Annotated in this window: 21 protein-coding genes; 13 read left to right on the forward strand and 8 right to left on the reverse strand. The window is 72.2% G+C overall.

Features of this window, described 5'->3' with window-relative positions:
* The first annotated feature begins 94 nt into the window (after positions 1-94).
* Entirely contained in the window at positions 95-1,261 is a 1,167-nt protein-coding gene (xylA, locus tag RNL97_RS28360) for a xylose isomerase (RefSeq protein ID WP_030582649.1), read from the forward strand.
* Positions 1,262-1,350: 89 nt separating this feature from the next.
* Here xylA and RNL97_RS28365 read toward each other — a convergent pair whose 3' ends face one another.
* From RNL97_RS28365 to RNL97_RS28380, 4 genes are all read right to left on the reverse strand, one after another.
* Complete coding sequence (locus RNL97_RS28365) at positions 1,351-2,598, reverse strand: ROK family protein (RefSeq protein WP_030582646.1); 1,248 nt, start codon at positions 2,596-2,598, stop codon at positions 1,351-1,353.
* A 90-nt stretch (positions 2,599-2,688) separates the two neighbouring features.
* Positions 2,689-3,345 carry a DUF305 domain-containing protein gene (locus RNL97_RS28370; RefSeq protein ID WP_030582643.1) on the reverse strand — a complete coding sequence of 219 codons (657 nt, stop codon included), beginning with the start codon at positions 3,343-3,345 and terminating at the stop codon, positions 2,689-2,691.
* Complete coding sequence (locus RNL97_RS28375) at positions 3,342-3,992, reverse strand: DUF3105 domain-containing protein (RefSeq protein ID WP_030582640.1); 651 nt, start codon at positions 3,990-3,992, stop codon at positions 3,342-3,344. Before RNL97_RS28375 ends, RNL97_RS28370 begins: the two co-directional genes overlap by 4 nt.
* Positions 3,993-4,118: 126 nt before the next feature.
* The gene (locus RNL97_RS28380) at positions 4,119-4,550 is read right to left on the reverse strand and encodes a hypothetical protein (RefSeq protein ID WP_243315833.1); all 432 of its coding nucleotides are present in this window, start codon (positions 4,548-4,550) and stop codon (positions 4,119-4,121) included.
* A gap of 135 nt (positions 4,551-4,685) precedes the next feature.
* Here RNL97_RS28380 and RNL97_RS28385 point away from each other — a divergent pair, with 135 nt between their 5' ends.
* From RNL97_RS28385 to RNL97_RS28420, 8 genes are all read left to right on the forward strand, one after another.
* The gene (locus RNL97_RS28385) at positions 4,686-6,425 is read left to right on the forward strand and encodes an FUSC family protein (protein WP_398867036.1); all 1,740 of its coding nucleotides are present in this window, start codon (positions 4,686-4,688) and stop codon (positions 6,423-6,425) included.
* A complete protein-coding gene (locus RNL97_RS28390; RefSeq protein WP_243315834.1) occupies positions 6,422-6,928 on the forward strand; it encodes a MarR family winged helix-turn-helix transcriptional regulator in 507 nt (168 codons plus the stop codon). Before RNL97_RS28385 ends, RNL97_RS28390 begins: the two co-directional genes overlap by 4 nt.
* 463 nt (positions 6,929-7,391) lie before the next feature.
* A complete protein-coding gene (locus RNL97_RS28395; protein WP_032765499.1) occupies positions 7,392-9,032 on the forward strand; it encodes a sensor histidine kinase in 1,641 nt (546 codons plus the stop codon).
* A complete protein-coding gene (locus RNL97_RS28400; protein ID WP_243315835.1) occupies positions 9,029-9,436 on the forward strand; it encodes a roadblock/LC7 domain-containing protein in 408 nt (135 codons plus the stop codon). Before RNL97_RS28395 ends, RNL97_RS28400 begins: the two co-directional genes overlap by 4 nt.
* Entirely contained in the window at positions 9,433-9,804 is a 372-nt protein-coding gene (locus RNL97_RS28405) for a DUF742 domain-containing protein (protein WP_030582622.1), read from the forward strand. The genes RNL97_RS28400 and RNL97_RS28405 overlap by 4 nt, the downstream gene beginning before the upstream one ends.
* On the forward strand, positions 9,785-10,399 hold the full coding sequence (locus RNL97_RS28410; protein ID WP_010058144.1) for a GTP-binding protein: 615 nt from the start codon (positions 9,785-9,787) through the stop codon (positions 10,397-10,399). Before RNL97_RS28405 ends, RNL97_RS28410 begins: the two co-directional genes overlap by 20 nt.
* 147 nt (positions 10,400-10,546) lie before the next feature.
* A complete protein-coding gene (locus RNL97_RS28415; protein ID WP_243315836.1) occupies positions 10,547-12,127 on the forward strand; it encodes a cytochrome P450 in 1,581 nt (526 codons plus the stop codon).
* Between the two features lie 127 nt (positions 12,128-12,254).
* Positions 12,255-13,601: a 6-phospho-beta-glucosidase gene (locus RNL97_RS28420; RefSeq protein WP_030582614.1), complete on the forward strand. Its 1,347-nt coding sequence runs from the start codon at positions 12,255-12,257 to the stop codon at positions 13,599-13,601.
* Positions 13,602-13,692: 91 nt separating this feature from the next.
* Here RNL97_RS28420 and RNL97_RS28425 read toward each other — a convergent pair whose 3' ends face one another.
* Both RNL97_RS28425 and RNL97_RS28430 read right to left on the reverse strand, forming a co-directional pair.
* A complete protein-coding gene (locus RNL97_RS28425; protein WP_030582612.1) occupies positions 13,693-14,130 on the reverse strand; it encodes a hypothetical protein in 438 nt (145 codons plus the stop codon).
* On the reverse strand, positions 14,124-14,600 hold the full coding sequence (locus RNL97_RS28430; RefSeq protein WP_030582609.1) for an ATP-binding protein: 477 nt from the start codon (positions 14,598-14,600) through the stop codon (positions 14,124-14,126). The genes RNL97_RS28425 and RNL97_RS28430 overlap by 7 nt, the downstream gene beginning before the upstream one ends.
* 207 nt (positions 14,601-14,807) lie before the next feature.
* Here RNL97_RS28430 and RNL97_RS28435 point away from each other — a divergent pair, with 207 nt between their 5' ends.
* The 4 genes from RNL97_RS28435 (at position 14,808) to RNL97_RS28450 (ending at position 17,309) form a co-directional block, all read left to right on the forward strand.
* Positions 14,808-15,668: a helix-turn-helix domain-containing protein gene (locus RNL97_RS28435; RefSeq protein ID WP_030582606.1), complete on the forward strand. Its 861-nt coding sequence runs from the start codon at positions 14,808-14,810 to the stop codon at positions 15,666-15,668.
* Positions 15,668-15,904 (forward strand): DUF397 domain-containing protein, encoded by a 237-nt coding sequence (locus RNL97_RS28440; RefSeq protein ID WP_010058136.1) that lies wholly within the window; start codon positions 15,668-15,670, stop codon positions 15,902-15,904. Before RNL97_RS28435 ends, RNL97_RS28440 begins: the two co-directional genes overlap by 1 nt.
* A 45-nt stretch (positions 15,905-15,949) precedes the next feature.
* Positions 15,950-16,759: an SAM-dependent methyltransferase gene (locus tag RNL97_RS28445; protein ID WP_030582604.1), complete on the forward strand. Its 810-nt coding sequence runs from the start codon at positions 15,950-15,952 to the stop codon at positions 16,757-16,759.
* Positions 16,760-16,874: 115 nt separating this feature from the next.
* A complete protein-coding gene (locus RNL97_RS28450) occupies positions 16,875-17,309 on the forward strand; it encodes a YchJ family protein (protein ID WP_243315837.1) in 435 nt (144 codons plus the stop codon).
* A 58-nt stretch (positions 17,310-17,367) separates the two neighbouring features.
* Here the strand turns inward: RNL97_RS28450 and RNL97_RS28455 are convergent, their stop codons facing one another.
* Both RNL97_RS28455 and RNL97_RS28460 read right to left on the reverse strand, forming a co-directional pair.
* Entirely contained in the window at positions 17,368-19,461 is a 2,094-nt protein-coding gene (locus RNL97_RS28455; RefSeq protein ID WP_030582597.1) for an MDR family MFS transporter, read from the reverse strand.
* A 72-nt stretch (positions 19,462-19,533) separates the two neighbouring features.
* Positions 19,534-20,388: an ATP-grasp domain-containing protein gene (locus RNL97_RS28460; RefSeq protein ID WP_030582594.1), complete on the reverse strand. Its 855-nt coding sequence runs from the start codon at positions 20,386-20,388 to the stop codon at positions 19,534-19,536.
* Positions 20,389-20,470: the final 82 nt, after the last annotated feature.

A 20,470-nucleotide genomic window follows, 5' to 3' on the forward strand; every position in this document is an offset into this window, starting at 1 on the left:
TGCGGTGTGCTTGATTAGTCATGACACTGAACAAATAGGGGTGCCGGGCTCGCCGCCCGGCGTCCCGACGGCAGGCGAAGGCGGTCGGACGACGATGACGGAACGCTTCACCCCCACCCCCGAGGACAAGTTCAGTTTCGGTCTGTGGACCGTGGGCTGGCAGGGCCGGGACCCCTTCGGCGACGCGACCCGCGCCGCCATCGACCCCGTCGACTCGGTGCAGCGGCTCGCGGAGCTGGGCGCCTGGGGCGTGACCTTCCACGACGACGACCTGATTCCCTTCGGCGCGCCGGAGACCGAGCGCGAGAGGATCGTCAAGCGTTTCCGGCAGGCGGTCGACCGCAGCGGACTCGTCGTGCCCATGGTGACGACGAACCTCTTCACGCACCCCGTCTTCAAGGACGGCGGGTTCACCGCCAACGACCGCGACGTACGCCGCTACGCACTCCGCAAGACCCTGCGCAACATCGACCTCGCCGTCGAGCTGGGCGCCAGGACCTTCGTGGCGTGGGGCGGCCGCGAGGGCGCCGAGTCCGGCGGGGCGAAGGACGTCCGCCTCGCCCTGCACCGGATGAAGGAGGCCTTCGACCTGCTCGGCGAGTACGTCACCGAACAGGGCTACGACCTCCGCTTCGCCATCGAGCCCAAGCCCAACGAGCCGCGCGGCGACATCCTGCTGCCCACCATCGGCCACGCCCTGGCCTTCATCGAGCGCCTGGAGCGCCCGGAGCTGGTCGGCGTCAACCCGGAGACCGGGCACGAGCAGATGGCCGGGCTCAACTTCCCGCACGGCATCGCCCAGGCCATGTGGGCGGACAAGCTCTTCCACATCGACCTCAACGGCCAGTCCGGCATCAAGTACGACCAGGACCTGCGCTTCGGCGCCGGCGATCTGCGCCAGGCGTTCTGGCTCGTCGACCTGCTGGAGAGCGGCTACGAAGGCCCGCGCCACTTCGACTTCAAGCCCCCGCGCACCGAGGACTACGACGGAGTCTGGGCCTCGGCCGCGGGCTGTATGCGCAACTACCTCATCCTCAAGGAGCGGGCCGCGGCCTTCCGGGCCGACCCCGAGGTGCGGGCGGCGCTGCGGGCCTCGCGCCTGGACGAACTGGCGCGCCCGACCGCGCGGGACGGCCTGGCCGAGCTGCTCGCCGACCGCACGGCGTACGAGGAGTTCGACGTGGACGCGGCGGCGGAACGCGGTATGGCCTTCGAGGCGCTGGACCAGCTCGCCATGGACCACCTGCTCGCCGTCCGCTGACGTACGGGATGACACACCGGGTGCGCCGGTGCAGCCGACGTACCCGGTGAGCGGGTGAGCGGGGGGCCGGGCACCCCGGCCCCCCCCGCTCACCCGCCCGACGGCTCCGCGTACGCCGCCGGATCGTCCAGCACGTCCTGCACCACGAGCGCCGCCGCGCCCCGCGCCGCGTCGCCCGCCACCGACGACGCCCGGAGCCGGCCGCTGCCGGGCGACCAGAGGCCCGACACCACCCGGCCCGTCAGCTCCTCGTCGGCGGGCGGCGCCAGCCACGGCATCAGGCCCCGGTAGACGCCGCCGAGCACCACCGCGTCCGGGTCCACCAGATTCACCGCCCCCGACAGGACCCGGCCCAGCATCCGGCCCGCATCACCGATCGCGGCCACCGCACCCGGGTCGTTCGCCGCCGCGCGCCGCTCCAGCTCCAGAACCCCGGAGGCGCCGCCGATCCCCTCGATCCCGGCCGCCCGCAGCAGCGCCGCCTGTCCGGCGTACTGCTCCAGACACCCCCGCGAGCCGCACCGGCACTCCGGACCCGCCGGATCCACCACCACATGGCCGATCTCCCCGGCGAAACCGTGCGCTCCGCGCAGCAGTTCGCCGTTCAGCACGAGCGCCCCGCCGACCCCGATCTCACCCGTCAGATAGAGGAAGCTGCGGACGTCCCCGAGCCCGCCGAACCACAGCTCGGCCAGCGCCGCGAGATTGGCCTCGTTCTCCGAGGCGACCGGCAGCGCCGGACGGCCGGGGCGCAGGGCGGCCAGCGCCTCGGCGAACAGCTCCTGCGCCGGGACCTCGTTCCAGCCGAGGTTGGGGGCCTGCCGCACCGACCCGCCCGAGACGAGACCCGGCAGCGCCAGCGCCGCGCCCACCGGCCGCAACTCCTGCTCGTACGCCGACTCCAGGGTCCGCGCCGCGAGCCGGGCCGCCCGCACCAGCGCCTCCTCGGCGGGTGCGCCCCGGTTGTCGATGTGCTCGGTCTGCCGGACCCGGCCGGTGCCCGCCAGATCCACCACGCACACCGAGACGTAATCGATGTTGATCTCCACACCGAGCCCGGCCGGGCCGGTGCGGGCCACCTTGAGCGCGGTGCCGGGGCGGCCGGCCTGGCCGCTGAACGTCTTGCCCGACTCGGTGAGGAACCCGCTGTCCATCAGCTGCTCGACGAGCGAGGACACCGCGGCCCGGGTCAGCCCGACCCGGGCGGCCACTCCGGCGCGCGTGGCGTCGCCGCGCTCGCCCTCCTCCCGCACGGCACGCAGTACCAGGCTCAGATTGTGCCGTCGCACGGTGTCCTTGTCGGCCTTGGGCCCCAGCGGAGTGAGGATGCTCTTCATATCGTCGCCGAGCCTATGCGATGAGGGCTCAGGACGGGCGGTGCGCGAAGGGGCGGCCCCGGCCCTGCGGCCGGAACCACCCCCTCCCGGTCAGGGCTTGGCGCCCCGGTCCTTCAGCATGTCCGCCATCAGTCCGATCTCCGACTGCTGGCCCCGGACCATGCCCTCCGCCAGGTTCCGGATGGCGTCCGTCTTCGCCGAACCGGCGGCGGCCTGCGCCATGTCGGCGCCCGCGCGATGGTGCACGGTCATCAGCCGCAGGAACAGGACCTCGGCCTTCTCGCCCTTCGCGGCCGTGAGCGCCGCCAGTTCCGCGTCGGTCGCCATGCCCGGCATCAGCGAACCGTCGCCGGTCGGCGTGAGGGTGTGCCCCATCCACTCCATCGGCGGCCCGGCCGCGCTCTTCGGCAGCCCCCACATCTCCAGCCAGCCCAGCATCATGCCGCGCTGATTGGCCTGGGTGTTGATGATGTCGTACGCGAGACGCCGCACGTCCTCGTCGTCGGTGCGGTCCCGCACGATGAACGACATCTCGACCGCCTGCTGGTGGTGGATCGCCATGTCCCGGGCGAAGCCCGCGTCCACGGAGTCCTCCGCCGGAGCGGACTGCGACGACGAGGCCCCCGACGGGGAGGCCGCCGAGGGGCGCACGACCATCAGCGCCACCAGCCCCAGCGCGACGAGCAGCACCGAGGCCCCCGCGAGGACCAGCCGGCGGGTGGAGCGGGCGGGTGCGAGGGCGGTCACTTGTCCAGCCCGCCGGTGCAGGCGGCCCCCGGCTCAGGGGTCTGCGGGCCCTGCACGTACTTGGTGAAGAACTGCTCGACCCGGTCGTCCGAGGCGTTCTTGACCGTGACCTGCTTGCCCCAGGCGCTGAGCATCAGGGGGTCCTTCTGGTCCTTGACCGGGCTCATCAGGGAGTACGGGGTCGCCTTGACCTTCTTGGTCAGCGCCTCGATGTCCGCGTCCGAGGCCTTGTCGTTGTACGTCACCCAGACCGCGCCGTGCTCCAGCGAGTGCACGGCGTTCTCCTTCGGTATCTCCTCGGTGTAGACGTCCGCGTTGCAGTTCATCCAGACCTGGTTGTGGTCACCCCCGACGGGCGGGTTCATCGGGTAGTCGACCTTGTTCGCGACGTGCTCCTGCGTCAGCTTGTCCCAGCTGCGCTCACCGGTGACGGGCGAGGTCTTGGCCTGCTCGTCCTTCTTCTCCTTCTCGTTGGCCTGCACCATCAGGTAGCCGCCTCCGGCGACCAGGGCGGCGACCACGGCCACCGAAGCGCCGATGGTGATCATGCGGACCCGGCGTTCACGGGCGCGCTCCTTGCGGCGCGCCTCGTCGAGCTTGGCGCGGCGCGCCGCTGCCGGGGTGTTCTGGTTCTTGGCGGAAGCCATGAGAGGTCCTCGTCGTTCAACCGATGCACAAGGTGTCTGCGCATGAGGGGCGGGGGATGCGGGGCATACGGCAAACCGCTCCCGGTGAACCGGCGCCAGGGCGCGGTGGGAGAGCGGACCCGGCCTCTAGATCCGTTGGACCTGGAGGCGCAGTTGATCGACGGAACGCACACCGTCGTGTGCGGGGCCCCTGATGGAGGCGGCCCCCATGAGGGGGGCGGCGGGGGCGAGGGCCACGGGCGAGGGAACGGCCGCGGGGGCGGACGACGCCGGAAGCACGACGCCCACCGTGTGCGTCGAGCCCCCATGACACGAGGTCCCCAGGCCGCGGTCGGCCGGAGACGCCAGCACGACCGGTTCCACGGCCGCGTCGGGTGCCGGGGTGAACGCGCGGACGCCGACCGCTTCGGCGGGGCCCGTCGCGACCGGCACGGCGGCGGACGAAGCGGCGGCCGAGCAGCAGAAGAGCATGGCCAGCAGGAAGAAGACCCAGCCCAGGGCGTAAGGCGCGCGGGAGCGGCACCGCTGCCGGTCGGTCCGCGTGCTCACCCTGGTCATCGCCCGTCATCGTAGTGGGTGCATGAAGATTCAAAGAATATGGGTCGCGCTGTCCGCGGGACAGTGTGCCCGAGTCGCAGCCGCTGGAACAGAGGTCGGATCCTTTACAGGTGTAATACCTGTTAACGTGTATGGGTGAGTGATACACCTGTCCGCCCCGGGCGGCTCTCCGCCCGCAAGCTCCCGCAGCCCCCCTCGGCCGTCCGCGGCCTCCCCCTGGCCTCGGCCCTCCGGCTCTCCCGGCCCTCGGACACCTGGTTCAAGCCCGCCCTCAGCGTGGTCGTCGCCTCCGCCGTACCCCATCTGACGCTCCTGGCCCTCGGCCGGCTGGACCTCGTCATCTACACCATGGCCGGGTCGCTGTGCGCGCTCTACGGCCACGGCCTGCCGTACGCCCGGCGGGCGCGGGCCGTCGCGGGGGTGGTGCTCGGTATGGCCGCCGGGCTCGCCCTCTCCCTGGTCACCGCATCGCTCACCGGCTCGACCGCCGTGCTCGTCGCGGCCGGGGCGCTGCTCGCCGCCGTACAGAAGGTGCTGTGCGACGCCACCCGGATCGGACCGCCCGGGCATGTGATCTTCACCTTCGTCAGCTCGGCCGCCCTCTTCGCCCCGCAACGCCTCGGCCAGATCCCCGGCCACCTCGCCCTGACCCTCGGCGCGGGCGCGTTCGCCTGGCTGGTCGCCCTCGCGCCCGCCCTGGTCCGCCGCGAAGGACCCGAACGCCGGGCCGTCGCCCGCGCCCTGGAGGCCGCGGCGGTCTGTGCCGCCGACCCGGGCCCCCGCCACCGCGGGGCCGCGGCCGCCGCCGTGCACGCCGCCTGGCAGTGCCTGCTGGCCTCCGGGCGCCCCACCCCCGTACGCCGGTCGCTGGAGCGCCTGGTGGTGCACGCCGAAGCGGCCTTCGTGGCCCCGGGTCCCGGGGCCGGGGCCGGGGCCACGAAGGCCGATCTGGAACGGCTGCGCGCCTGGGCCGCCCGGACCCGGGGCCGGGGACCCGTGCCCACACCACCGCCGGCCCCCGGAACCGCCGAGGAGCTCTACGGGATCGACGCCGAACGCGCCGCCCTGCGGGTACGCGAAGGCCGCCGCGCGGCCCGCCGCACCCTGCTGCGCCGCCTCGGTCCCGGCTCCCCGCTGGCGCCGGTCGCCGTCCGCACCCTGGTCGGCTGCGCGCTCGCCGGGTACCTCTGCGCCGCGCTCGGCGTCGGCCGCCCCTACTGGGCGATCGTCACCGCCGCTTCCCTTTACCAGGCCAACATCACCCTGTCCTGGAACCGCACCCTCCAGCGCACCCTCGGCAACCTCCTGGGCGTGCTCGTCTTCGCGGCCGTTCTGCCCCTCTCACGGATCAGCCCGCTCGCCCTCGTCTGCTGCTGCCTCTTCTTCGGCTTCGCCGCCGAGGCCCTGATCACCCGCAACTACTGGCTCGGCTCCGTCGCGGTGACCCCGATGGCCCTGCTGGTCCTGGAGTTCGGCGGGGCCCACCCGGCCGGGGAGCTGATCGGCGACCGGGTCCTGGACACCGTCCTCGGCGCGGCCGCCGGCTTCCTGGCGGCGACGCTGGTCACCAACCGGCGGGCGGCGGGCCGGGTCGAGCGGGCCCTCGACGCCACCGACCGGGCCCGTGCCGCCGCGGAACGGGCCGGCACCGACCCCGCCGTCGCGCCCGCCGAACGGGACCGGGCCCGCCGGACGCTCACCGCGAGCCTCGTCGAACTCCGCGAGGCGGGTGACACCGCCGCCGGCGAATGGTGGCAGCGCGCCCTGCCCGAGCAGCGTCTTCTCGCGGCCGAACAGGCCGGACACCGTACGCTCGCCGCGACAGCACAACGGTGCGGGCCCACGGCCCACGCCCCTTCGATCGGAGCGGAGTGACCGACGACATCGTTGCCTCGGTGGTCCGGCAGTGGCAGGACGTCAGCCCCGAGCTGGACACCGGGCCGATGGAGATCATCGGCCGGATCAACCGCTGCGCCGCCCTCCTCCAGCAGGCGGAGGACGCCCCGCTGCGCTCCGCGGGGCTGACCCGCGCCGAATTCGACCTCCTCGGCGCCGTACGCCGGACGGACCGGGAGCTGACCCCCGGCGAGCTGGCCCGCGAGACCTTCTCCTCCGGGGCCGCCGTCACCAAACGGCTGCGCGCCCTCCAGGACCGCGCCCTGGTCGAGCGCCGGGGCGACGACCGCGACCGGAGGGTCGCCCATGTCCGTCTCACCGACGAGGGGCGGGCCCTGGTCGACCGGCTGCTCCCCGAGCAACTGGCGTACGAACGCTCGGTGCTGGCCGGTCTCGACCAGCCCGACCGCGATGAACTCGCCTCCCGTCTGGGCGAGTTGCTCGTCCAGCTGGAAGGGCGCCTCGGGGGCGCCCGCCGCTGACCCCCGCGCCCCTCGGCCGCAGGCGTCCGCATGCGCGTCAGTGCGGCGATTCCTCCCCTCACTCCTCCGCCGCCCGGGAATCTGCTCCTTTCGATCCGGTTCGGCCACCTGTTCCATTGGCTGATTCTGAACGGTGACAGGGGTGAGCAATGGGGCCTTTCATCTCATAAATCGCTTGTCCGGCGCTGATGGTGCCCCTTCCTCGCCGTCAAGGGCTCGGGGAAGTGCTATTTCCAGCCACCGCTACTCCCCGCACACGTTCCGCAGCGCTCAGTGCAAAAACTGGTGAGTGTATTCCTCTCGGCGGGCTCCCGCAGGGGGTTGGGTGAATATGCCGAAGCACTGTTCTGATCTGGCTAAGCTCACGCGCAGTGAAGTCGAGTTGAGATGAATCCGAGCACTTGTTCCCAAGTCTCCGCTCACGTGTGCATACATCCCGGAATCAACCGCCAGAGGGTTTTAGATGGTCCGTGTTGAATCACCGCCGACCGACAGAGAAGTACCCGTCGTCCGCGTAGTCCTGCTGCCCGTGGTCCTGCTCCTCGGCGCGGCCGCCGCCGGGTCGGCCCTGGTCGCACCGGCCGCGCGGATACCAGTCGCCGTGTGCGGCGCGATCACCACGCTCGTGGTCGCCGTACTCACCGTGGCGCTCCACCGCCGTCGACGCGCCCTGCGCGTCCAGCGCGCCGAGTACGAACAGCGCATCGCATACCTGGAACACCGCATCCTCTCGCACGACGCCGAGACGGTACGGCTCACCAAGGAAGTCATGCCCGCCGCCATCCGGCGGCTGCGCGTGGGCAATTCGCCCGACGAGGTGATGCGCGACATCGTCGACGCGGACGCGGCCAACCGCCATCTGCCCAAGGCGCTGCGCGAGCAGATCCACCAGGTCCTCGAAGTCATCGACAACGAGGAGGCCCGGCGCGACTCCGCCCAGCGCGCCTTCGTCAGCGTCGCCCGCCGCGTCCAGGCGATCGTGCACCGCCAGGCCAGTGAACTACGGGAGATGGAGGACCATTACGGGCGCAACCCCGAGGTCTTCGACGACCTGCTGCGCATCGACCACGGCACCGCGCTGATCGGTCGGCTCGCCGACTCCATCGCCGTGCTCGGCGGCGCCCGTCCCAGCCGCCAGTGGCCCAAGCCCGTACCGCTGTTCAGTGTGTTGCGCGGTGCGATGTCCCGCATCCTGGAGTACCAGCGCGTCGATCTGCACTCGATCGCCAAGGTCGCCATCGTCGGCACCTCGGTGGAACCGCTCATCCACGCCTGCGCCGAACTCCTCGACAACGCGACCCGCTACTCGCCGCCCCAGACCCGGGTGCACGTCACCGCGGTCGAGGTGCAGACCGGCATCGCCATCGAGATCGAGGACGGCGGCGTCAGCCTCAGCGAGGAGGCCCGCGCCCGCGCCGAGAACATGCTCGCCCAGGCCCAGGCCGGCATCAACATGAACGACCTCGGGGAGTCCCCGCGCCTCGGCATGGCCGTCGTCGGTCGGCTCTCCCGGATGTACCAGCTCCAGGTGTCGTTGCGCCAGTCGGCGTACGGCGGCGTCCGCGCCGTCCTCATCGTGCCGCGCGAGATGATCACCACCGGGCCCGCCCCGGGGATCGCCCACGGCATCGGCGCCACCTCCCGGCCCACCAGCTCCCTGGACATGTCGCAGCTCCAGCACGTGGTGCCGCCGCCCGGCAAGCGCAAGCCCAAGCCCGCCGCCACCGGCCCCGTGCCGTCCTTGGCCGCACCGGTCCCCACCGGCGCCCCCGCGGCCGCCGCGCGCCCGGCCCACCCCGCGGCCGCCATGGAGGACGACGTTCCCGTGGTCACCGAGTGGACCGAGAACGGGCTGCCGCAGCGCCGCAGCCGGGGCCGAGCCCCGCTCGGCTCGCACAACCTGCCGCAGCAGCCCACGCCGCCTCCGGCCCCCGCCAACGGGTTCCAGCCCGGTCCGGGCGGCGGCGCGGACGACGGACGCGGCGAGGAGAAGCCCCCCGGCCTGTGGCTGGAGGCCTTCACCAAGGCCGTCAACGGCGTACCGCAGGAACGAAAGCACGGCGAAGACTCCGATGACGCGTGGGACAAGGGAGACCTGAAGTGATCCAGCAGCGGGGAAACATGGACTGGATGCTCAAGGAGCTGGCCGACGACGTTCCGAGCATCCACCAGATCGTGGTGCTCTCGTCGGACGGCCTGCGCATCGCGATGCACGGCGGCGACCCCGATGTCGCCGACCGGCTCGCGGCCGCCTGTGCGGGACTGCAGAGCCTGGCCGCCGCGGTGGCCACCGAGATCCCGTACAGCGACGGACTGATGAAGCTCGTGGTCATCGAAGTCACGGGCGGCTTCTTCTACTTGATGGCGGCCGGCACCGGCGCGTATCTCGCGGTCCTGGCCGGCGAGACCGTCGACTCCGGACTCGTCGGGGCCCGGATGCGGGACATGGTCGTGCGGATCGGTGCCCATCTGACCAGCCCGCCCCGCCACGGCGGGCAGTCCGGATGAGTGGACCTCGACGAGAACGCCGCAAGGCCGATCCGGATCTCCTCGATCCGGAACGGCTGTACGTGATCACCGGCGATCTCGACGACAGCGAACGGGCCACCCTCGACCTGGTCACGATGGTCGTCGCGCAGGCGGAGCCCTCGCCGACGTTCCAGCCCGAACAGGCGGCGATCCTGCGGCTCTGCCAGGCCCCGTTGTCCGTCGCCGAGATCTCGGCCTACCTCGGCCTGCCGTTCAGCGTGGTCACCTCGCTCCTGAGCGATCTTCTCGCCACCGAGCTCATCGAGTCGCGCGCGCCGATCGTCCGCGCCACTCTCCCCGACAGGTCCCTTCTCGAAGCGGTGATGCATGGACTTCAGAAGCTCTGACACGATCACCGGACCCCGCACCGAGGACGTCCTCCCCACCACGGCCACCGCCGCGGTGAAGGTCGTGATCGTCGGAGGGTTCGGCGTCGGCAAGACGACCATGGTCGGCTCGGTGAGCGAGATCCGGCCGCTGACGACCGAAGAGACCATGACCCAGGCCGGCGTCGGTGTGGACGACAACGCCGGGGTGGAGACGAAGACCGCCACCACGGTCGCCATGGACTTCGGACGGATCAGCCTCAGCGAGGAACTGATCCTCTATCTGTTCGGCACCCCCGGCCAGGAACGCTTCTGGTTCCTGTGGAACGGCCTCTTCGAGGGCGCCCTCGGCGCGGTCGTCCTCATCGACACGAGACGCCTCGAAGTCAGCTTCGACGTCATCGGCCGGCTGGAGGAGCGCGGCGTGCCGTTCGTCGTGGCCGTGAACACCTTCCCCGACGCACCGCACCACCCGGTCGAGGCCCTGCGCCGAGCCCTCGACCTGCCGGACGAGGTCCCGATGATCGACTGCGACGCCCGGCTGCGGGCTTCCAGCCGCGATGTGCTGATGACCCTGATGCGCTACCTGCACAGCCTGGCCGTCCCCCTCGCCTGACGCCCCCGCCCCGGGGCCCGGCGACGGGACCGCCCCGGGGGCGCGCGCCATCCCCGGCGTACGCCCCCGGCCCGGTCCGCGCCCGAACGCCCCGCCGCTCCCGCCCGCTTGTGCACCAGCCTTGGAATCCTGATCCCTGGAGCCCCTGTGACAACCCCCTTCCACCACGAACCCGGCGCCGTGCCCCCGGTCCAGTGCCCGGCCCACAACCCCGACATCGGCCCCGGCGGACTGCGCCGGCTCTACGGCCCCGAGGCGGAGGACAACCCCGCGGGCCTCTACGACAAGCTCCGCGCCGAACACGGCACGGTCGCCCCGGTCCTGCTCCACGGCGACGTCCCCGCCTGGCTCGTCCTCGGCCACAGCGAGAACCTCCACCTCACCCGTACGCCGTCCCAGTTCTCCCGCGACTCGCGGCGCTGGCGGGCCCTCCAGGACGGCAGCGTCGCCCCCGACCACCCGCTCGCCCCGATCTTCACCTGGCAGCCCGTCTGCGTCTTCGCCGACGGCGCCAAGCACGAGCGGCAGCGCGGCGCGGTCACCGACAGCATGGAGCGCATCGACACCCGCGGCGTGCGCCGCCACATCAACCGCTTCAGTAACCGCCTGGTCAACGACTTCTGCGAGAAGGGCACCGCCGACCTCGTCAGCCAGTTCGCGGAGCACCTGCCGATGATGGTGATGTGCGCGATCTTCGGCATGCCCGAGGAGTACGACGAGCGCCTCGTCCAGGCCGCCCGCGACATGACCCGCGGCACCGAGACCGCCGTGGCGAGCAACGCCCATATCGTGGCCGTGCTGACCCGCCTGGTCGAGCGCCGCCGCGCCGAACCGGCCCACGACTTCGCCAGCTGGCTGGTCGAGCATCCCGCGACGATGACCGACATCGAGGTCGTCGAACACCTGCGTCTCATCCTGATCGCCGCGTACGAGTCCACCGCCAACCTCATCGCCAACGTGCTGCGCATGGTCCTCGTCGACCCGCGTTTCCGCGCCCGGCTCAGCGGCGGGCACATGACCGTCCCCGAGGCGGTCGAGCAGACCCTCTGGGACGAGCCGCCGTTCACCGCCGTCTTCGGCCGCTGGGCCGTCGGTGACACCGAGTTGGGCGGTCAGCAGATCAAGGCGGGCGACGCCCTCCTCGTCGGGATCGCCCCGGCCAACACCGACCCCACCGTCCGCCCCGACCTCAACGCCGACATGGGCGGCAACCGCGCCCACCTCGCCTTCAGCGGCGGTCCCCACGAGTGCCCGGGACAGGACATCGGCCGGGCCATCGCCGATGTCGGCGTCGACGCGCTCCTGATGCGCCTGCCGGACCTGGAGCTCGGCGTCGACGAGAGCGAGCTGCGCCGGGTCGGCAACATCATGTCCCGCCACCTGGTCGAGCTGCCGGTGAAGTTCGCCCCCAGCCCGCAGCAGAAGCTGGACGCAGACCCGCTCACCGTGATGGCCCGCACCCCCCGCCCGGCCGACGCCTGGGAGATCTCCTCCCCGGCCAGGACCGTTCCCGAGCCCCGGCACGAGGCCGCGGGAGCCGAGCCCGCCCACGCCCCGGGCGCCGCCCTCCGGCCCACCCCGGCCGCCGCGCCCCCCGCGGCCCAGCCGGTCCCCGCCGCCACCCCCGCCCCCGCGACGGCCCCGGTCGCGACGATCCCGCGCCAGCGCCGCCCGGCCGCCCCCGCCCGGCTCTGGCAGGCGGTCACCCGCTGGTGGAACGGCTACTGACCCGCCGTCGACCCGCCGGCCGCGGCGGCCCCGGATCACGCCCACGGGCCCGGGGCCGCCGCGTCGCGCACCGGGCCGGGCGCGGCCCGCCCCGCACGGCTCCGGCCTGCCCGTACCATCGAGCAGCGTGAAGCTGACAATTCTTGGCGGTGGCGGATTCCGGGTGCCTCTCGTGTACGGGGCCCTCCTCGGCGATCACGCCGAGGGCCGCGTCTCCCGGGTCACGCTGTACGACACCGACGCCGGCCGGCTCACCGCCGTCGCCCGCGTCCTCGCGGAACAGGGCCGGGACATCGCGGATGCCCCGGCCGTCGTCGCCACCACGGAACTCGACGAGGCGCTGCGCGGCGCCGACTTCGTCTTCTCCGCCATCCGGGTCGGCGGGCTCGCCGGCCGCGCCGCCGACGAACGGGTCGCCCTCGACGAAGGCGTGCTCGGCCAGGAGACGGTCGGGGCCGGAGGCATCGCGTACGGGCTGCGCACCGTCCCCGTCGCCCTCGACCTCTCCCGGCGCATCGCCCGGCTCGCCCCACAGGCCTGGGTCATCAACTTCACCAACCCGGCGGGCCTGGTCACCGAGGCCATGTCCCGGCACCTGGGCGACCGGGTCATCGGGATCTGCGACTCGCCGGTCGGGCTCGGGCGGCGCATCGCCCGCGTGCTGGGCGCCGACCCGGACCGGGCCTGGATCGACTACGCGGGGCTCAACCACCTCGGGTGGGTGCGGGGGCTGTACGTCGACGGGCGCGACGAGCTGCCCCGGCTGCTCGCCGACCCGAAGCTGCTCGACTCCTTCGAGGAGGGCCGCCTCTTCGGCGCGGAACTCCTCCGGTCGCTGGGCGCGGTCCCCAACGAGTACCTGCACTACTACTACGTCAACCGCGAGGCCGTACGCGCCTACCAGGAGGCGGAGCAGACCCGGGGCGCGTTCCTCCAGGACCAGCAGGAGGGCTTCTACGCCCGCATGCGCGAACCCGGCACGCCCGCCTGGGCCACCTGGGACCGCACCCGTGCCGAACGCGAGGCGACGTACATGGCGGAGAACCGCGAGGTCGCCGGGGCGGGGGAGCGGGAGGAGAGCGACCTGGAGTCCGGCGGCTACGAACAGGTCGCGCTCGCCCTGATGCGGGCCGTCGCCCGCAACGAACGCATCTCGCTGATCCTCAATGTCCGCAACCGCACCACCCTGTCGGTCCTGGACGCGGACGCCGTCGTCGAGGTGCCCTGCCTCGTCGACGCCAACGGGGCCCACCCGGTGGCCGTCTCGCCGCTGCCGTACCACGCGGTCGGCCTCGTCACCGCGGTGAAGGCCGTGGAGCGGGCGGTGCTGGAGGCGGCGGAGAGCGGGTCCCGCGCGGCGGCGGTCCAGGCCTTCGCCCTGCACCCCCTGGTGGACTCCGTGACGGTGGCCCGGCGGCTGCTCGACCGGTACACCGAGGTCCACCCGGGGCTCGCGTACCTCGACCGGGCCTGACCCGGCCGCGAGCACGACCGAACGAGACGGGCCCGACCTGACCGGGCCCGGCTCGTTCGGTCGTGGGCTCTCCGCCCGGTCACCGGCGCCGCTACGGCGCGGACACGACGCTCCGCGTACCGGGGGCGGCCCAGCTCGGGGCCACGCCCGCCACCTGGCAGACCATCAGGAACAGCGGAATGGGCGGGGTGTACGGGGTCAGGGCGTCCGGTGAGTGGATCAGTCGGGGGCGCCCGCCGGGCACGGCCGCGTCGCGTGCGTACGTCACCTGCTCGGGCCAGTCCAGATCCAGGTCGGAGCCGGCCGGAACGATCCACCACCAGCGGTCCGCGTCGGCGAAGACGCAGCCGGTGCGCGGCAGATGGGACATGAGGCGGAACCCGTGCCGAGCGGGAACCCCCACCGCGTCACAGCCCAGGGTCGCCGACATCGAGGCGGGCAGCGCCAGCCGCACCCGGCCGCCGCGGGCCTCTTCGGACCTGCCGCCCCGGCGCGCCGAGCGCAGCCGGGACAGCGCGTCCCTCAACACGGCCGCTCCGTGCCGGACAACTGCTCGGCGCCGTGCGGCAGCTCCGCCCAGACGATGCGCCCGGAGGCGTCCTGGGCGTCGTGCGACCCCCAGGCGCTGCTCATCGCGTCGACGAGGAGGAGACCACGGCCGTGCTCGTCGTCGGAGGAGGCGCGCAGCCGCGGGCCGCCCGGCGGGTGGCCCTGGTCCTGCACGGCTATCCGCAGTCGTCTGCCGAACCGGCCCAGCTCGCAGACCACCCGGGTGCTAGCGGTGTGCACGACCGCGTTGGTCACCAGCTCGGAGACGATGAGGACCGCCGCGTCACAGACGTCCCGGCCCAGCTGCCAGGCGTCCAGCCGCGTTCTCGTCAGCTGCCGGGCCCTGGCCACCGACTCGGGGTGCGCCGGCAGCGCGAAGCAGTAACGGAGCGCCTCCGTCCCGGGGCTGAGGTCCGCGGGCCGGGGGATGAGCGCACTGCCAGGTGCCACGACCGATTCCTCACAGTGGGGGCTGCGTCACACTTCGTTCCCCGGGTGCTCGGGGGCGGGCATGACTGAGCGAACTGGTTCGGGAGTCAACTCTCCCCCCGACGATGACACTTGGCAAGGGGCACTCTGAAATTTCCAGAGTGACCGTGTCGTTGGGGGCGCACGCATGGCACACTGCTCGCAAAACAGCGCATGGGGAGGTCTGAAGTGAGCGAACCGCGGTCCGCCCCGACCGTGGGCCAGGTCGTTCTCGGCAAGCGCCTGCAGGATCTGCGCGAGCGTGTCGGTCTGACCCGTGACCAGGCGGCGAAGGTCCTCCGGGTCGCCCCCGCGACGATACGCAGAATGGAGACGGCCGAGGTCGGGCTGAAGATCCCCTACGTCCAGCTGCTGCTGAAGGCGTACGGCGTCGCCGACCAGGAGGCCGAGGCCTTCGTCGATCTGGCGGAGGAGGCGAACAGGCCGGGTTGGTGGCAGCGTTTCCACGACGTGCTGCCCGACTGGTTCAGCATGTACGTCAGCCTGGAGGGCGCCGCGAGCCTGCTGCGCATGTACGAGCCGCACTTCGTGCCCGGACTGCTCCAGACCGAGGACTACGCCCGCTCCGTGATGCGGACCGGGGCGGTCGGCCAGACGCGGCCCGAGGACCTCGAGCGCCATGTGGCGCTGCGGATGGAACGGCAGTCGCTGCTGGCCAAGGAGGACGCCCCCCGACTCTGGGTGATCATGGACGAGACCGTGCTGCGGCGGCCCGTCGAGAGCGCGCAGGTGATGCGCGGGCAGATCGACAGGCTGCTCGAAGCCACGGAGCTTCCCCATGTCACCCTGCAGATCGCGGAGTTCGCCACCGGCCACCATCCGGGAACGTACGGTCCCTTCGTCCTCTTCCGGTTCGCGGTCCCCGAACTCCCCGACATGGTCTACAGCGAGTACCTGACCGGTGCCGTCTACTTCGACGCCCGACCCGAGGTGGCCTCCTACCTCGAAGTCATGGACCGCATGGCGGCTCAGGCCGCGACTGCACAACGCACGAAGGAAATCCTCCGGGACTTCCGCAAGGAGCTGTGATGAACCACATATACAACGGCATGCCGGCCGGTGACCTCGGCTCCGAAGGCTGGTACAAGCCGTGGAGCGGCGGGAACGGCGGAAACTGCATCGAGGCGATGAAGCTCGCCGACGGGCGGGTCGCCGTACGCCAGTCCGCCGACCCCGACGGCCCGGCTCTCATCTACTCCAACGGCGAGATCGCCGCGTTCATCCAGGGCGCCAAGGCAGGCCAGGCCGACTTCCTGCTCACCTGAGACCGCACCCCTCCTCTGCACGGACCACCGACCACGGAGCGCGCCATGACCGGCCAAGAACGCCACTCCATCGAGATCGACACCAGCAGGCCGCACCCGGCCCGCATGTACGACTGGTTCCTCGGCGGCAAGGACAACTACCCGGTCGACGAACAGATGGCGCGCCAGTTGCTCACCCTGGACGCGCGGGGCCGTGACATGGCGAGGGTCAACCGCGCGTTCATGCACCGGGCGACCCGCTGGCTCACCGAGCAGGGTGTGCGCCAGTTCCTGGACATCGGCACCGGCATACCCACCGAGCCGAACCTCCACCAGATCGCCCAGCAGGCCGCCCCCGACGCGCGCGTCGTCTACTGCGACAACGACCCGATCGTGCTGGCCCACGCGGCGGCTCTGCTCCGCTCGACGCCCGAGGGGGCCACCGAGTACATCCAGGCGGACGCCCGCAGACCGGAGACGATCCTGGCCGAGGCCGGCAAGGTGCTGGACTTCGAGCAGCCGGTAGCCCTCTCCCTGCTGGCCCTGCTGCACTTCATCGACGACGAGGACGGCGCGGCCGCCCTGGTCGGCAAGCTGGTCGAACAGCTTCCCTCCGGCAGCTATCTGGTGCTCTCGCACACCACCGGCGACTTCGACCCGGCGGGCGCGGCGCGGGCCCGGGCCATGTACAAGGCGCGCGGGATGACGTTGCGCCCCCGCAGCCGTGCCGAACTGACGGCGTTCTTCGACGGTCTCGAACTGGTCGAGCCGGGCGTCTCGCTCTCGGCCGACTGGCACCCCGAACTCGGCGAGGTCATCGATGTCGCCGGCGACGAGCCGATCCCCGGCTACGCGGGCGTCGCGCGCAAGCCCTGATGCCCACCCCGTCGGCCCGCTCATGGGGGCGGGCCGACGGGGGTGAGCCGCGTCCCGCCGTGATCGGCCCGCCGCTGAGCCCGCCGCCCCGCCCCCGACGCGTCACAATGGACCCATGTCACGACGCACCTCCCGACCCCGGGGAACCGCCGCCCCGCGGATCACCCCCACCTCCCCGTGCCCCTGCGGCCTGCCCGCCGCCTACGGGGAGTGCTGCGGCCGGTTCCACTCCGGCAGTGCCGCCGCGCCGACCTGCGAGGCCCTGATGCGCTCCCGGTACGCGGCCTTCGCCGCCCAGGACGCGGCGTACCTGCTGCGCACCTGGCACCCCGAGACCCGGCCGCCCGGCGTCGACTTCGACCCGGCGATGCGCTGGGTGGGCCTGGAGATCCTCGACACCACCGAGGGCAGCGCCTTCCACTCCACCGGAACGGTCACCTTCCGCGCCCACTACACCGACGACGGGCGCCCCGACTCCCTCCACGAGAAGAGCCGCTTCGTCCGGCACGAGGGCGCCTGGGTCTACACGACGGCGGTCTTCGTCGACTGAAACGCCGGAGCGCCCCCGGTCCCGGGATCACGGGGAGCGCGACCGTCCCCGACGCGGCTCAGACCGGGGCCCCCACCCGCGACGATCCGCCGGAGCGTGGCGCGGGGGACAGCTCCTGGGCCAGGTCCTCCGCCAGCAGCCGCTTGGCGATCACGTCCACGGTGGCCCGGAGCTGACGGTCGTCGGGGCGTGCGCCGTCCTCGGCCAGGCGGTCGTTGAGCCAGCGGCCCCAGGCGTCGGAGATCACCGCGGCCTCCCGCCGGCCCGCCGCCGTGTGCGAGAAGATCCGGCCGTCGCCGGTCAGATAGCCCTCCTCGATCATCCGGTCGAAGACGGGCACCAGGACCTCCGGCGGGATACGGTGCCGGGCCGCGATCAGCCCGAGGCCCGCGTGGCCGACCATCCTGGTGAACAGGTCCACCTGCATCACCGCCCAGGCCCCCGCCATGTCGAGCCGGGTGTCGGACTCGGCGGTGATCCGCCGGGCGGTCTCCGGACCCGCGCTGTGCAGGATCGTGGCCACGGAATACTCCAGGACCTTCGCCGAGTCCCCGCTGCCCGGCTGGGCGAAGCCCTCGCCCATGTCCGTCGACCCCAGCCGTGCCGAGTCCCGCAGCTTCACCTCCTTGAGGAACAGCGCGATGACGAAACCGATCAGGGCGATGGGCACCGTCCACAGGAACACCGTGTGCAGGGTGTCCGCGTAGGCCTGGGCCAGCGGCTCCGACTGGGCGGCGGGCAGCGCGTGCAGGGCCTGCGGGCTCTGCGAGGCATCGGCCAGGACCGCGGGGTCGCCGCCCGCGGCGACCGCCCGCGCGACGCCGTCGGTGAGGTTCGGCTTCAGCGCGTTGGCGTAGATGGTGCCGAACACCGCCGTGCCGAAGGCGCTGCCCAGCGTACGGAAGAACGTCACACCGGAGGTGGCCGTGCCCAGGTCCTCGTAGTCGACGGTGTTCTGCACGGCGATGGTCAGCACCTGCATGGCCAGGCCGATGCCGAGCCCCAGCACCACCATGTAGAGGGACTCCAGCCAGACGCCGGTCCCCGGCCCCATCCGGGACAGCAGGAACAGCCCGCCCGCCATCACCAGCGTCCCCACGATCGGGAAGACGCGGTAGCGGCCCGTCTTGCTCACCACGTTGCCGCTGAAGATCGAGGCGGCCAGCAGACCGGCGACCAGCGGCAGCGTCCGCACCCCCGAGAGCGTCGCCGAGTCCCCGTCCACGTACTGGAGATAGGTCGGCAGGAAGATCATCGAGCCGAGCATCGCGAAGCCCACGATGAAGCTGAGGATCGAGCAGACGGTGAAGACCGGGTTCCGGAACAGCCGCATCGGCAGCATGGGTTCCTTCGCCCGCGTCTCCACCAGGCAGAACAGGGTGAGCGCGATCAGACCGCCGACGAAGAGGCCGATGATCACCGCCGAGCCCCAGGCGTACTCGTTGCCGCCCCAGCTCGTCGCCAGGATCAGCGCGCTCGCCCCGACGGTGACCAGTGCGATGCCCCGGTAGTCGATGACCGGCCGCCCCGCCGCCTTCACCGACGGGATGTTCCGGGCGGCGGCGATGACCACCACGATGGCGATCGGCACATTGACGTAGAACGCCCAGCGCCACGTCAGATGGTCGGTGAACAGCCCGCCGAGCAGCGGTCCGATCACGGTGGAGATGCCGAAGACCGCCCCGATCGCGCCCTGGTACTTGCCCCGTTCGCGCAGCGGGATCACATCCGCGATCAGCGCCATCGACGTGACCATGAGCCCGCCCGCGCCGATGCCCTGCATACCGCGCCAGATGATCAGCAGCAGCATGTCCGAGGCGAGGCCGCACAGGAACGATCCCGTGATGAAGATGACCGCCGAGACCTGGAAGACCAGTTTCCGCCCGAACAGGTCACCGAACTTGCCGACCAGCACGGTGGCCACCGTCTCGGCCAGCAGATACGCGGTGACCACCCACGACATGTGCGAGGCGCCGCCCAGGTCCGAGACGATCGTCGGCAGGGCCGTGCCCACGATCGTCTGGTCCAGTGCCGCGAGCAGCATGCCGAGCACGATCGTCGCGAAGACGATGTTGCGCCGCCGCCGGTCGAGGACGGGCGGCGGCGCTTCGGCACTCCGTGTGGCGGGGGCTTGCTCGCTGGCAGTCGTCACCCCTGCACCCTCACACCCGCGCACCGCCCCCGCATGCGGGAACGGGCCGGACGGGGGTCAGGACGACCGGCTCTAGCGGGGCAGCGAGGCGATCGACGTCTTCAGCCGGGCCACGAACACCTCCCGGACGTCCTCCGCGACCCGGTCGAGCGACAGATACGGATTGAGGTCCTCCAACTCGACGAGCAGCAGGGCGCCGTCCGCCGTCCGACAGGCGTCGACCCGCTGGATCCCGTGGTCGAGGGTGTTCCAGGCGATGAAGCGCCGGGCGAACTCCAGGTCCTCCGCGCTCGCCGCGTACGGCTCCAGCACCCAGCGCCGCTCCGGGTCGGGGGCGTACAGCGCGTACTGGAAGTCGTGGTCGACGAAGTAGAACGACACCTCGTGCCGGAAGTCGATCCTCGGCTGGACGAGGAGGGAGCCCTCGGCCGCCGCCTCCAGCTCGGTGCGGGCCTCCGCCGCCGCGACGAAACGCAACCCGGCCGAGTCCGCCCCCAGCTTCGGCTTCACCACGTACTGGGGGACATCGGGCAGTCCCGGCAGCTCCGCCGCCCGGTCCACCGTGGGGATGACCGGGAGCCCCGCCGCGGACATCTCGACCAGATACTCCTTGCCCGCCATGTCGCCGCGCCCGTCCAGCGGGTTGTAGACGGCTGTCCCCAGCCCCCGGGCCCGTACGAGGAAGGCGTCGTAGGCCTCCCGGTAGTGCAGCACGGGTCCGCTGTTGCGGATCAGCACGGTGTCGAACCCCGCCAGCAGCGCGGCCGCGTCCCGGGGGTGGCAGAGCGCGACGTCGAACGCCTCGCGGAGCCGGGAGGAGAGGTAGATGTCCTCGTCGCAGTAGCGGCGCCCGCGCGCCTCGTACGCGAGATCGGTGACGAGCAGGAGGGACGTGCGGCGTGCGCCGGCGGGTGACGCGGCGGTCATGAGGTGCTCCCGGGGTGAGGACGCGGACGGACGATCACTATCGCCGACACCCGGACCGGGCTTCCCGGAGGGGTGGCTCGAT

It is taken from the genome of Streptomyces parvus (genome assembly GCF_032121415.1).
Lineage (GTDB): Bacteria > Actinomycetota > Actinomycetes > Streptomycetales > Streptomycetaceae > Streptomyces > Streptomyces globisporus_A.